Raw genomic sequence first — 11501 nt, forward strand, 5'->3', positions numbered from 1 at the left:
GTTGCCGCGGCGTTCACCGAACTCGCCCAAGCAATCTGACCGCAGCCCCGACACGGGGTTCAACACGCCAACCGATCCGACAACGCAACGGCGCCGTGGCGGACGAACACGTCCGGCTCGGTCAGCCGGAGGTCAACGTCGTCGAGCCGACGCGGTGCGCCGAGTCATCCCACATTATGTACCAGCTGTCCGCGTCGCCGGTTGACCCGCAACGCCTGAGAGGCCCTCGATAGTGTTGTGCCGTTGGCACCCTGACGGCCGGTTCGTTGCGTCTGGCCGGTGCCCAGCGACGCGCTAATCCTGGCCTCAGGTTGATCGGGGAAAATGGGCGGCGAGAGCATCGACTGGGAGGGGGCGGCCGGTGTGCGGATCATGATTGCGGATGATGACGCGGCTATCCGTGAGTCGCTGGAGCGGGTGCTCCAGGTCGAGGGTTACGACACCAGCACCGTCGCCAACGGTCTCGCCGTGCTCGACGGGGTCGGTGGGGCCGGCGGTGACACGCTGGATCTGCTGATTCTCGACGTGATGATGCCCCGCCTCGGCGGGTTGGAGACCTGCCGGCGGTTGCGGGCGGCGGGTCGGGATCTGCCGGTGCTGATGCTGACCGCCCGGGATCAGGTCTCCGACCGGGTCGCAGGGCTGGACGCGGGTGCCGACGACTATCTGCCCAAGCCGTTCGCCACCGAGGAGTTGCTGGCCCGGGTGCGGGCTCTGTTGCGCCGGCGTACGCCGGGCGACGGGGAGTCGCAGATCCTGTCGTTCGCCGACGTCCGGCTCGATCCCGACAGGTTCGAGGCGTGGCGGGGCGGGCGGCCGCTGCGCCTGACTCGGACCGAGTTCTCCCTCCTGCAGGTCCTTGTGCGCAACGCGACCCGGGTGTTGACCCGAGACGCGCTGTTCGAGGCGATCTGGGGCTTCGACATGAGCGCCACCGCCAACAACCTCCAGGTATATGTGAGCTACCTGCGCCGCAAGATGGAGGCCGAGGGTGAGCCGCGATTGATCTACACGCTGCGCGGCTTGGGGTACACGTTGCGGGAGACTCCTCCGTGAGCAGGCCCGCAGGCCGGGAACCGCGCCGGCTGACCCGATGGTGGCGCCGGCGGTCGCTGCGGACCAGGCTGACGGTGATCGCGGCGACGGCCATCGCCGTCAGCGTGTTCATGGCCTTCCAGGTGGCCAGCGAGTTGCTGGACTGGCAGCTGCGGGACACCGCCGAGAATCAGCTGCGCTCGGACTCCCGCGTTCTGGCGACGAACGCGGAGCGCGCCGGTCTGGCGCAGGTCCCGCTACCGCCATATCCCGGATCCGGTCCGCTGGTGCGGGTCATCCTGCCCGACGGCTCGACCCGGACGCCGACCGGGCAACCCGCGCTGCCGCCGGTCAGCGAGCACGCCGGGCGCGTGGCGCAGGGCGGCTTGGCCGACCTGATGGAGTCGAACGACAGAGACGAGGACGGCTACCTCATCTACACGCTGAGGGCGGGCGACGGCGCGGTCCAGGTGGCCCGCGTCGTCGACGACAGCCCAATCAACCAGTTCGGGTTTGGTATGTTGCTGATCGGGCTGCTCTGCGTGGTCGGCGGCGCCCTTGTCGGGCGGACCGTGGCGCGGATCGGGCTGGCGCCGATCGACCGGCTGACCGCCGCCGCAGTCCGTGTCGCGCACACCCAGGATCTCGATGCCCACATCCCGGATGAAGGCGGTGGGGAGATCCGGCGGCTGATCCAGTCGATCAACGACATGCTCGCCGCGCTCCGGGACTCCCGGCGAGCCCAGCGGCTGCTCGCCGAGGACGCCGCCCACGAGCTCAAGACCCCGCTCACCAGCCTGCGCCTCAACGTCGAGCTGCTGATCCGGCTCGATCGGCGCGGCACCCTAGACAGCGCGCTGCCGGCGGAGAGCCGGACCCGGCTGCTCAACGATCTCGGCGTCCAGGTGGCCGAGTTGAGCACCCTCGCCGCCGAGCTGACCGACCTGGCGCGCGGTGACGTCAGCGACGAGAGCACCGAGCTGCTCGACCTCGCCGACGTGGTGGTGGCCGCCGCGACCCGGGCGCGTTCCCGCCTGCCCGACGTCGAGGTCGCGCTCGACGTGACCTCCGTGTGGGTGAGCGGCCGTCCAGCTGCGCTCCAGCGGGCGGTGCTCAACCTCATCGACAACGCCGGCAAGTGGTCCCCCGCGGACCAGCCGGTCCAGGTCCGGCTCCGTGCCGAGGGCGCGTCGGCAGTGCTCGAGGTCGACGACGGCGGGCCGGGCATCGACGCCGCCGACGTGCCGCGGGTGTTCGACCGGTTCTACCGTGCCGACAGCGCGCGGGCGTTGCCGGGATCCGGGCTGGGGCTGTCGATCGTGCAGCGGGTCGTTGACGCCCACGGCGGCGGGGCCACCGTCGCCCGCTCCGCGCGCGGTGGCGCGCTACTTCGGGTCGACCTGCCGGCTGCGGCCCCGCCTGCCCCGATCGCGCGGCTCGCCGCCGGGGAGGACACCGCGGTGCGCTGACCCGCCCCGGCGGCGCGGCGCAGAACCAAAGGGCGGCGAGCGTCGGGCCCATGAAAAGATCCGGGACGGGCCTGGGTCCCTGTCCCGGATCTCGTCTGTGCCGCCGCGCTCACCGTTGCAGCGCGGGCTCCTCGTCGTCGGCGAGCGACTGTTGACCCTCCGGCGGCTCCGCCGTCGGACGGGACAGCCGGCTCGGCCACGCATCGCCGTCCACGGTGTCAACCACCTCGCCGACCTGGTCCGACAGCGGCTACGCGCCTGCCAGAACCAGACCGACCTCCATCGCTGGCTTCCTCGCCCAGACCGGTATGACCTTCGACCCCGAGCCACCCAGACCACACAGACGTCAGCCTTTCAACCTCTGTAGCACCGCAGACGCGGGGGCGGGCAGCTGGGCCGCCGGCACGCGGGCGCACGACTCGGGTATGAACGTTGCCTGCCTCACTCGGTGCCCGACGACGTCATCCGGCCGCGGTCGCCGCTCGGCGGCGGCGCAACACGTAGCGGACCAGTTCGCCGAGCGTGGTGATGGACAGGGCGAGACCGAGGCCGACCGCCAGGCCCAGCGTCGGGTTGGATTCGAAGGCGGCGCCGCCGAGGTAGCCGATCAGGCCGGAATAGCCAGCCCAGGTGACGGCGGCGATGGCGGTGAACAGGGTGAAGCGGGCAAACGGGTAGCCGGTGGCACCGCTGGCGGTCACGATCGCGGTTCGGCCGCCGGGGACGAACCGGCCCGCGATGATCAGGGCGCCGCCCCGGCGGTGCAGGTGCGGGGCGGTCCTGTCGGCGGCGCGGATCAGGCGGCCGCCCGGACGGCGCTCGCGCACCAAGCGCCCGATGAGGTAGCCGATGTGATCACCGACGAAGGCGCCCAGCGCGGCGAGCACGATGATCAGCGGAAGCGACGGGATGCCCGACACTGCGAAGACCGCCGCCGCGATGACGACCGACTCCGACGGCAGGAACGGCAGGAACGCGTCGAGGATCGCCAGCGCGAGGATCGCCAGATAGATGACCGGAGAGGTCATCGCGTTCTCGATCATGGCCATCAGGTCCATTGGGACCGTTCCTCCCCTTCGAGCACCCAGGCGCAGAGCCCGACTACGACGAGCACGAGCGCCAGCAGAACCCGTTCGGCCAGGCCCGCGAACGGGAGAAGGCCTTGGCCGAGCAGCACCGCCGGCCCGTTCACCGCCGCGAACGCGACGCACGCGGCGAACGCGGACCACCCGGCCGCGCGCAGCCAGCGGACCCGGGCCGGGTCGGCCCCGCGCCCGGCACGCTTGGCGATGAGCAGGGCGAAGAGCGGTGGCAGCGCCGCCATCAGCGCCGCGCCGAAGCGGTGCACCACGGCGGCGACGCCCGGTTCGGTCCCCGGCAGGTTCGTGGGGAACACCACCACCGCGACCAGGGACACGCACCACGCCGACAGCAGCACGGTGAGGGGCCAGGCCGGTGGCAGCACGCGCCGGGCGCCGGCCAGGAGCCAGGCGCCGGCTGCCGCGAGCCCGCACGCAGCCAGGGCCAGCAGGACTGTGCCCGGCACGGTCCGGATCGATTCGCTGACCGTCTGGTCCACTGGGTCGACGTCGCCGACCAGCAGCAGGCCCGCCCCGGCCGCCGTGCCCAGGCCCAGGCTCAGCTGGGCGTTGCGATACCAGCGGGAGGTGCCCGCCTGGACGATCGTCGCTGTCATGCGGCGACCTTGGCGGGCGCGGGTGCCTCACGGGCCGGACGGATCCGGTAGAGCTGCTCGAACGCGGACACCGTGCGGGTCTGGTCGTGCTGCTCGGCCACGGCACGAGCCCGGTGCCCGAGCTCTTCCGCGTGTTTCGGGTCGCGGAGCACGGTGAGCAGTCGCTCGGCGAGCACGACAACGTCGCCGGGCGGGAACAGGTAGCCGGTCTCCGCGTCCCGTACGAGGTGGGGCAGGGCTGCGGCATCGGCGCCGATCACGGGTCTTCCGCTGGCCATCGCCTCGAGCGTGACCAGGCTCTGCAGCTCGGCGGTGCCCGCGTTGACGAAGACCGCCGACGCCGCGTATGCGGAGGGAAGGTCCTCGTCAGGGATGAAGCCGGTGAACCTGACATGCTCGGCGACGCCCAGTTCCCCGGCGAGCGACCGCAGCGTCCGGTCCTCGGACCCAGTGCCGACCAGGAGCAACTGGACGTCGAGGGAGCGCCGCACCAGCGCGAACGCCCGTATCACGACGTCGAGGTTCTTCTCGGCGTCGAGCCGGCCCACGTACGTGATGGCCGGCTTGTGCGCGAGGCTGTAGGCCCATCGGAACTCGGCCGCGGGCGCCTGCTCACGGAAGCGGGTGAGGTCGATGCCGCACGAGATGGGCAGGACCGGCCCGGACACACCGGAGACGACGGCGAGCGTGGCGGCGTACGGGGTCGGGGCCGTGACGATGTCTGCCTTGGCGAACACCCGGGCGGCGTCGCGCCACGCCCACTCGTGCACCCTCGTCCGGCCAGCGTTGCCGATGGGCAGGTAGTGGATCAGGTTCTCGGGCATGAAGTGGTTGGTGGCGATGACGAACAGGCCGCGCTCGTGCGCCGCGTCGACCAGCGTCCGGCACAGCGGGAAGTGGCTCTGCACGTGCACCACGTCGGGCTGGACCTCGTCGAGGATCCGGCGGGCTGCCGCGCGCAGCCCCAGTGGCGGGCAGAACCGGAAACCTGAGTGGCCCGGCACCGGCAAGGAACGCACGCGGTGCTCGACGACGCCGTCGCTGGACATGCCGGCATGGTTGCGGGTGTCCGTCGACGGCGCGACCACGTGCACCTCGTGCCGGGCGGTCAGTGCCACGGCCAGACGCTGGGCGAAGTAGGACGCCCCGTTGACGTGAGGGGTGTAGGTGTCGGCACCGATGAGGATGCGCATGGGACAACTACCTTTCGTAGGTGGTATCGCTTCATGACGAGGTGGAAGACAGCGACCGGCACGGCGACGACCGCGGTGAGCAGGAAGATGCCGCCGGGCAGTGCGAGCAGGCCGGACAGCTGGCTACCGAGCAGAGCACCGAGACCGATCAGCACTAGGCCGCGTACGGCGGCGGTGACACCCACCCAGGCGGCGAATCTCCGGTACGGGAGCCCGACGAGCCCCGCCGACACAAACGCAGGGAGGGCGAAGACGTCGACGAGCTTGGCGGTGATCACCAGCCGAGGCAGTGACATCCCGGCCAGCCGGTCGAGCAGCGCCGTCGCCTTGAGCCTGCTCAGCAGGGACGCCACCCAGGGCCGCCGGGCCGACCGGCCGACGAGGTAGAGCAGGCTGTCGCCCACCACCTCGGCCAGCGCGACGATCACCCAGATCGGCCAGAACGCCGCAGCGCCGGCGCCGACCAGGGTGCCCGCGGTGATCGTCGCGGCCGGCCCCTCGACGAGCACGAAGAGACCGAGCACCAGGTAGGGGTGCTCAAGCACGGCCTGTGTCACATCCATGCCGAGAGGCTTCGGCCGAGGGTTCCGCACCGGTCGTCCCTCTGCGGGGCCGACCGATGTAGCTCCGTGGTAGGGAATCCGATCACCAGCCACGGCACCCACCGGCCTGCCAACAGACCGGCCAGCGCTTCCCCGGACGGCGCTGTGTTGACTGCCATCACTAGCCCTCTACATGCGAGTTAGGTCGCTTATCTGATGCCGACTTCCTACCGAGCGAATCTGAGACGACCGTTAATGCGGTGCTCAGGCCGGGTGGCCGAACCAGGTGCCCAGCGCACCCACCAGCGTGGTGGCGTCGAGGTCCTGCCCGGTAGGCAAGGCCCAGGCGACACAGCCGTCGGGCCGGATGAGCAACGCGTCGACGTCCACCCGGTTCGTACGGGCGGTGACGGTGTTGACCCGTGCGGTCCACGCGGCCGTGGCGTCGCGGACCTCCGCGCGGTCGACGAGGTCGAGCAGGGGCCCACGACCCTCGCGCAGTAGGTCCGCCGACCGGGTCACCGCGGTGACGACGTCCGGGTCGGGCTGCTTCAGCGTCAACTTCCTGTCCGGGCACAGGGTGCAGACGAGCCGGTGGTCGTCGCCCAGGTGGTACCGGACGTCCATGCCGGCGAACATGTCGGCGACGTACCGGTGGGCGTCGAGGTCCATCAGGTCCGAGAACATCTCGCACAGCGCCCTCGTCTACGGGGCGGGTCGCGGGATCACCGGCAGGTGATCGACGGGATCTTGTGGCGGATCGCCAACGGCGCGAAGTGGGATCAGATCCCGGATCGGTACGGGCCGGCGAAGACCTGTTACGACCGGTTCGCCCGGTGGAAGTCCGACGGCACGTGGGCGCGGATCGAGCAGCAGTTGCAGACCGACGCGGACGCTGTGGCGATCTGGACTGGCGGGCGCAGGTCGACTCCAGCGTGGTGCGCGCGCATCAGCATGCTGCGGAGGGCTCGTAAAGGGGGTTGAGCCCCGGCCGAGTCGCGGCAGCCCAAGCGCTGGGTCGCTCGCGGGGAGGACTGACCACCAAACTGCATCTGCTGGCTGAGGGTCGCGGCCGCAGCCTGGTCAAACGGCTCACACCGGGGCAGGCGTCGGACACCAGGGAACTGCGGTAGCGGAGATCGCGGTGAGCGGGCGTATGTGGCGCCGAAGCCGTCCTGACTCGGACGTACCCGGCCAGCGCCAGGCTCGCCAGCCACCACAGCACGGTGGCCACCGCCGCCCCGAACAGCAGCCAGGACAGCGCCGGACGCTTGCGGCGCGGCGCCTGCTCGAACAGCAGGCCGACGGTGAACACGATCAGCACCAGGCTGAGCGGCCAGCGGACGACGTCCCACGCGGTGCGGATGCCGCCGCCCCAGCCGAGCGGTCGCCGCGCCCGCGGTCGATCCCGCCGGTCTTGATCCAGGTGACGAAGCGCAGCGTCACCTGCGCACCTCGGCCGGCGCCGTGCGCACGTCGGGCCGCAGCACCCACCACAGCAGGCCGACCCAGAGCGCGGTCAGGATCGCGGCGCCGAGCAGGTCGGTCGGGTGGTGCATGCCGCGGTACATCCGGGACAGCGCGACGCCGGCCGGCATGACCACCGAGAGCACCACGGCGAGCCAGCGCCACCGGCTGTGCATCCGGCCCATGACCAGGACCGCGATCGCCACCCAGATGCACATCGTGGCGGCGATGTGCCCGGCCGGGAACGACGACGTGGGCATCGGGCCGTCGAGCTGCGCCACCGGCGGGCGGTCCCGCTGGACGGCGACCGCGGTGCACAGGAACAAGGTGAGCTCGCCGACCATGGTGAGCACCACGAACACCACCGGTCGCCACTGCCGCCACACGGCCAGCGCGATGGGGCAGAAGACCAGCGAGATGGCCAGGATGGCGTGGGTGTCGCCGGCCTTGCTCCACACCCAGCTCACGTCGTCCAGGGTGGGCGTGCGGAACGTCTGCAGCCACCGGACCACGCCGTCGTCGAAACGTCCCAGCCAGGTGCCCTCGGTGTGGTTCTTCAGCAGGTAGCCGACGACGTACAGGATGCCGAACGTGAACACCCAGCCGGTCAGGGTCTCGGTGGCCTTGACCCACCGGTGCGGGATCGGGCGGCTGAGGTCAGGCGCCGGCTTGATCGCCTCGGCGGCCTCGGGCTCCAGGCCCTCGTCGAGCGGCGCCACCGGGTGTCCCGCCTCGCGCCGCCACAGCCGGAACGCGTACGCCGTGACGCTCAGCCACAGCGCGCCGAGCAGCCAGCCGGCCAGCACGTCGGTCAGGTAGTGCACGCCGAGCGCGATCCGGGTGACGCCGATGGCGAACACGAGCAGCCCAACCGCCGAGATGAACAGCTTGCGGTAGCGCACCGCAGGCAGGAACACCAGCAGCACGGCGCCGTAGACGACCATCGAGCCGAGCGCGTGCCCGCTCGGGAAGCTGTTGCCGGGCGCAGCCGCCACCGGCGCCTCCACCACCGGGCGCAGCCGGCCGACCAGCGACTTCACCGACGGGTCGAGCAGCAGCGCGCCGGCGGCGGTGGCCAGCAGGTAGACCGCGAGGCGGCCCCGCCGGCGCACCAGCAGCAGCAGCGCGGCGACGCCGACCAGCCAGAGCATGACCGGCCGCCCGCCCAGCCGGGTTGTCCTGTTGAGAGCGTTCACCAGGTACGGCCGGGGCGACACGACCTCGTTGAGCTCCCGGGCGACACCGCGGTCGACGCTCATCACCGGTTCGAGGTGCAGCCGGACGAGGAGCACCAGCAGTCCGAACCCGAGCCCGACCGCGACGACCACCAGCAGCGGCACCCACCGGCCGGCCAACCGACCGGGCGGCGCCGCTTCGACTGCCATCAACAGCCTCCTAGGTACGAGCTACATCGCTTCTTCGATGCCGGCTTCGTACCGGACGAATCTGAGACGACGATTAATGGACGTGCGGGCGGTGAAGGTGACGTAGTACCGCAGTACCGCCTCCCTCCCGAGATTGACGACCGCAGTACGACGAAACAGGACGGAATCGGTCCTAGCTTTCAGGCCATGAGGAATCGCGAAAATCCACGGTGGAGGTTCGGGACGGCCGCCATGGCGCTGGCGACGGCGTTCGCTGTCGTCGCCTGCGGGTCGGACGCCGACAACAGTTCGGCGCCCGCCGCGGCCGGCTCGCACGGCGCGCACGCGGGCGGGTCGTTGGCTCCACCGCAGCCGCTGCGTGCCGGCGAGCGGTTCGTCGACCTGAAGATGCCCGAGGCCTACACGCCCGCGCCGCCGGAGGGCGGCACGGACGAGTACCGGTGCCAGATGATCGATCCGGGCCTGACCAAGGTGGCGTTCCTGACCGGGACCCAGTTCATGCCGGAGAACGTCGCCATCGCGCACCACGCCATCGTGTACGCGGTGCCGCCGGGCGGCGCTGCCGCGGTGCGCGAGCACGACGCGGAGATCCCTGGTCTCGGCTGGCAGTGTTTCGGCGGGACCGGCGTGGCCGGCGCCGAGGTGGAAGAGGGGGACGCGGCGTGGGTGGACACCTGGGCGCCGGGCGCCACGGAGACGCTGCTCGACCAGGACGCCGGCTTCAGGCTGGAGCCGGGCAGCCTGGTCGTCCTCCAGATCCACTACAACCTGCTGGCGACCGACGGCAAGCCGGCCGGGTCGGACCGCTCGGCGGTGCGGCTGCGGCTGACGGACGGCACGCCGCAGACAAGGGAACTCGAGACGTGGTCGCTCGACGCGCCGACCGACCTGCCCTGCGCTGCCGACGAGTCGGGGCCGCTGTGTGACCGGGCGGCCTCGATCGCGGATGTGACGAAGCGGTTCGGGCCGGAGGTCGGCGAGATGGCGGACCGTCAGGTGGAGGAGTGCAACCAGGGCGGCGCGACGAAGCCCGGTGACACCCAGACCTGCGACCACAAGGTGGAGGCGCCGATGACGCTGTTCGCCGGTTTCGGCCACATGCACATGCTCGGACGGTCGATGAAGGTTGAACTCAACCCGGGCACGCCGAAGGCCATGGTCGTGCTGGACGTGCCGCAGTTCGACTTCGACAACCAGCGGATGATGAAGCTGCCGTCGCCGGTGGAGATCGGCCCGGGGGACACGCTGCGGGTGACGTGTACGCACGACGCGGGGCTGCGCAAACGGCTGCCGCAGCTGAGCAAGCTGCCGCCGCGCTACGTGGTGTGGGGCGACGGCACCAGCGACGAGATGTGCATTGGCATCATGACGGTCTCCCCCCGCAAGTCCTGACGAAGTGTCGAACGTGTGTGAGCTACCTGAGGTCAACAAGCCGAGAAACAGCTCTGAGCTCACACACGTCCGCACTGAACTCACACCCGTGCGGGGTCGTGGCGGTGGGACGGGCGGTGACGTGGGCGGCTGCACGCGGACCCGGCAGCGGAGCGGTCGATCACGCGGGGCGGATCGGCCCGGATCGGCCCGGAGCGGTGCGGTACGGCTGGGAACTACGGTCGCGCCCCCGACGGACGCGCGAGATGAGCGCTAATTCGGCCGGGTGAGTCTCAGATCGTAGGCGAGGGTGACGGCCTGGATCCGGTCCCGTGCGCCGATCTTGGCGAGGACCCGCCCGACGTGGGTCTTCACCGTCGACTCCGACAGCGTGAACCGTTGCGCGATCTCGCCGTTGGTGAGGCCGTGGCCGATGGCGACGAGGATCTCGCGCTCCCGGTCGGTCAGGGAGTCCAGCCGGGGATCCTCCCGCATGGGCCCGCAGAGGTCATCGTCGAACCGGTCGGCGAACGCGTCGAGCAGCCGCCGAGTCAGCGCTGGCGCGATCACCGCGTCCCCGGCCGCGACGGCCCGGATGCCAGCGAGGAGCTCCTCCGGGCGGGTGTCCTTGAGCAGGAAACCGCTCGCCCCGGCCCGCAGCGCAGCGAACGCGTACTGGTCCACGTCGAACGTCGTCAGCATCAGGATCCGCGAACGCCCACCGGCGGCGACGATGCGCCGGGTGGCCTCGATCCCGTCGGCGCCCGGCATGCGGATGTCCATCAGCACCACGTCGGAATGCAGCTCGGTGGTCCGCCGAACGGCCTCGGCACCGATCTCGGCCTCGCCGACGATCTCGGTGTCGGGGGTGCTCTCCAGCAGCATGCGAAACCCGAAGCGCTGCAGCGGCTGGGCGTCCACCACGAGCACAGTGATCATGAATGGCTGCCTTTCAGGGGCGCGTGCACGATCCAGCCGCCGTCCGGTGCGGGGCCGGCGCTGACCGTGCCGCCGTAGAGCGCGGCGCATTCGGCCATGCCGGCGAGGCCGAGACCCGCGCCCGGCGATGCCCACTTCATACCGAGCGGACCTGAGACGACGGTTAGAAACAATGACGTACGGTGCCCATGCCGCCGACGTCGTACTCCCACACGTCTGGGTGGACCAGGGCGATCTTTCCCTCCGCCACCAACAGGACTTGGTGCTCTGTGTCGCCTGGGCCTTGCCTACCGGGCAGGACCTCGACGCCACCACGCTGGTGGGTGCGCTGGGCACCTGGTTCGGCCGCCCGGCCTGAGCACCGCATTAACGGTCGTCTCAGATTCGCTCGGTAGGAGTAGGAG

The 11501-nt window shown here is 70.9% G+C and carries 13 protein-coding genes and 2 pseudogenes; 6 read left to right on the top strand and 9 right to left on the bottom strand.

What is annotated here, in order from left to right; all coding sequences use genetic code 11:
• Positions 1 to 324 precede the first annotated feature (324 nt).
• Both AB0I42_RS31935 and AB0I42_RS31940 read left to right on the top strand, forming a co-directional pair.
• Positions 325 to 1056 (top strand): response regulator transcription factor, encoded by a 732-nt coding sequence (locus AB0I42_RS31935; RefSeq protein WP_357543256.1) that lies wholly within the window; start codon positions 325 to 327, stop codon positions 1054 to 1056.
• Positions 1053 to 2504 carry a HAMP domain-containing sensor histidine kinase gene (locus AB0I42_RS31940; RefSeq protein WP_357543258.1) on the top strand — a complete coding sequence of 484 codons (1452 nt, stop codon included), beginning with the start codon at positions 1053 to 1055 and terminating at the stop codon, positions 2502 to 2504. The genes AB0I42_RS31935 and AB0I42_RS31940 overlap by 4 nt, the downstream gene beginning before the upstream one ends.
• 461 nt (positions 2505 to 2965) lie before the next feature.
• Here the strand turns inward: AB0I42_RS31940 and AB0I42_RS31945 are convergent, their stop codons facing one another.
• The 5 genes from AB0I42_RS31945 to AB0I42_RS31965 all read right to left on the bottom strand — a co-directional run bounded on the left by AB0I42_RS31945 (position 2966) and on the right by AB0I42_RS31965 (position 6622).
• Positions 2966 to 3562 (bottom strand): DedA family protein, encoded by a 597-nt coding sequence (locus AB0I42_RS31945; protein WP_357543260.1) that lies wholly within the window; start codon positions 3560 to 3562, stop codon positions 2966 to 2968.
• Complete coding sequence (locus AB0I42_RS31950) at positions 3553 to 4200, bottom strand: DUF998 domain-containing protein (RefSeq protein ID WP_357543261.1); 648 nt, start codon at positions 4198 to 4200, stop codon at positions 3553 to 3555. The genes AB0I42_RS31945 and AB0I42_RS31950 overlap by 10 nt, the downstream gene beginning before the upstream one ends.
• On the bottom strand, positions 4197 to 5393 hold the full coding sequence (locus tag AB0I42_RS31955; protein ID WP_357543263.1) for a glycosyltransferase: 1197 nt from the start codon (positions 5391 to 5393) through the stop codon (positions 4197 to 4199). The genes AB0I42_RS31950 and AB0I42_RS31955 overlap by 4 nt, the downstream gene beginning before the upstream one ends.
• Entirely contained in the window at positions 5309 to 5956 is a 648-nt protein-coding gene (locus tag AB0I42_RS31960; RefSeq protein ID WP_357543265.1) for a hypothetical protein, read from the bottom strand. Before AB0I42_RS31960 ends, AB0I42_RS31955 begins: the two co-directional genes overlap by 85 nt.
• 243 nt (positions 5957 to 6199) lie before the next feature.
• A complete protein-coding gene (locus tag AB0I42_RS31965) occupies positions 6200 to 6622 on the bottom strand; it encodes a hypothetical protein (RefSeq protein ID WP_357543267.1) in 423 nt (140 codons plus the stop codon).
• On the opposite strand from AB0I42_RS31965, the gene AB0I42_RS31970 reads away from it, so the two are divergent.
• Entirely contained in the window at positions 6590 to 6919 is a 330-nt protein-coding gene (locus AB0I42_RS31970) for a transposase (RefSeq protein ID WP_357543269.1), read from the top strand. The two genes, AB0I42_RS31965 and AB0I42_RS31970, sit on opposite strands and share 33 nt — an antisense overlap.
• Before the next feature lie 17 nt (positions 6920 to 6936).
• Positions 6937 to 7050: pseudogene (locus AB0I42_RS31975) on the top strand (IS5/IS1182 family transposase); the annotation flags it as partial.
• Between the two features lie 125 nt (positions 7051 to 7175).
• Here the strand turns inward: AB0I42_RS31975 and AB0I42_RS31980 are convergent.
• Together AB0I42_RS31980 and AB0I42_RS31985 are read right to left on the bottom strand one after the other, a co-directional pair.
• Positions 7176 to 7259 (bottom strand): annotated as a pseudogene (locus AB0I42_RS31980) (hypothetical protein); the annotation flags it as partial.
• A gap of 118 nt (positions 7260 to 7377) precedes the next feature.
• The gene (locus AB0I42_RS31985; protein ID WP_357543271.1) at positions 7378 to 8787 is read right to left on the bottom strand and encodes a phosphatase PAP2 family protein; all 1410 of its coding nucleotides are present in this window, start codon (positions 8785 to 8787) and stop codon (positions 7378 to 7380) included.
• A gap of 186 nt (positions 8788 to 8973) precedes the next feature.
• On the opposite strand from AB0I42_RS31985, the gene AB0I42_RS31990 reads away from it, so the two are divergent.
• The gene (locus tag AB0I42_RS31990; RefSeq protein WP_357543273.1) at positions 8974 to 10179 is read left to right on the top strand and encodes a monooxygenase; all 1206 of its coding nucleotides are present in this window, start codon (positions 8974 to 8976) and stop codon (positions 10177 to 10179) included.
• A gap of 252 nt (positions 10180 to 10431) precedes the next feature.
• Here AB0I42_RS31990 and AB0I42_RS31995 read toward each other — a convergent pair whose 3' ends face one another.
• Together AB0I42_RS31995 and AB0I42_RS32000 are read right to left on the bottom strand one after the other, a co-directional pair.
• Entirely contained in the window at positions 10432 to 11097 is a 666-nt protein-coding gene (locus AB0I42_RS31995; RefSeq protein WP_357543275.1) for a response regulator transcription factor, read from the bottom strand.
• A complete protein-coding gene (locus tag AB0I42_RS32000; protein ID WP_357543277.1) occupies positions 11094 to 11237 on the bottom strand; it encodes an ATP-binding protein in 144 nt (47 codons plus the stop codon). Before AB0I42_RS32000 ends, AB0I42_RS31995 begins: the two co-directional genes overlap by 4 nt.
• Positions 11238 to 11269: 32 nt before the next feature.
• On the opposite strand from AB0I42_RS32000, the gene AB0I42_RS32005 reads away from it, so the two are divergent.
• Positions 11270 to 11455: a hypothetical protein gene (locus AB0I42_RS32005; protein ID WP_357543279.1), complete on the top strand. Its 186-nt coding sequence runs from the start codon at positions 11270 to 11272 to the stop codon at positions 11453 to 11455.
• Positions 11456 to 11501: the final 46 nt, after the last annotated feature.

This window comes from Polymorphospora sp. NPDC050346 (genome assembly GCF_040655695.1).
Lineage (GTDB): Bacteria > Actinomycetota > Actinomycetes > Mycobacteriales > Micromonosporaceae > Polymorphospora > Polymorphospora lycopeni.

Excerpts from the sequence above, each read along its gene's own strand:
- AB0I42_RS31935 (WP_357543256.1), top strand. The coding sequence starts at position 325 with ATGGGCGGCGAGAGCATCGACTGGGAGGGGGCGGCCGGTGTGCGGATC.
- AB0I42_RS31945 (WP_357543260.1), bottom strand. The coding sequence starts at position 3,562 with ATGGACCTGATGGCCATGATCGAGAACGCGATGACCTCTCCGGTCATC.
- AB0I42_RS31950 (WP_357543261.1), bottom strand. The coding sequence starts at position 4,200 with ATGACAGCGACGATCGTCCAGGCGGGCACCTCCCGCTGGTATCGCAAC.
- AB0I42_RS31955 (WP_357543263.1), bottom strand. The coding sequence starts at position 5,393 with ATGCGCATCCTCATCGGTGCCGACACCTACACCCCTCACGTCAACGGG.
- AB0I42_RS31960 (WP_357543265.1), bottom strand. The coding sequence starts at position 5,956 with ATGGATGTGACACAGGCCGTGCTTGAGCACCCCTACCTGGTGCTCGGT.
- AB0I42_RS31965 (WP_357543267.1), bottom strand. The coding sequence starts at position 6,622 with ATGTTCTCGGACCTGATGGACCTCGACGCCCACCGGTACGTCGCCGAC.
- AB0I42_RS31985 (WP_357543271.1), bottom strand. The coding sequence starts at position 8,787 with ATGGCAGTCGAAGCGGCGCCGCCCGGTCGGTTGGCCGGCCGGTGGGTG.
- AB0I42_RS31990 (WP_357543273.1), top strand. The coding sequence starts at position 8,974 with ATGAGGAATCGCGAAAATCCACGGTGGAGGTTCGGGACGGCCGCCATG.
- AB0I42_RS31995 (WP_357543275.1), bottom strand. The coding sequence starts at position 11,097 with ATGATCACTGTGCTCGTGGTGGACGCCCAGCCGCTGCAGCGCTTCGGG.
- AB0I42_RS32000 (WP_357543277.1), bottom strand. The coding sequence starts at position 11,237 with ATGAAGTGGGCATCGCCGGGCGCGGGTCTCGGCCTCGCCGGCATGGCC.
- AB0I42_RS32005 (WP_357543279.1), top strand. The coding sequence starts at position 11,270 with ATGACGTACGGTGCCCATGCCGCCGACGTCGTACTCCCACACGTCTGG.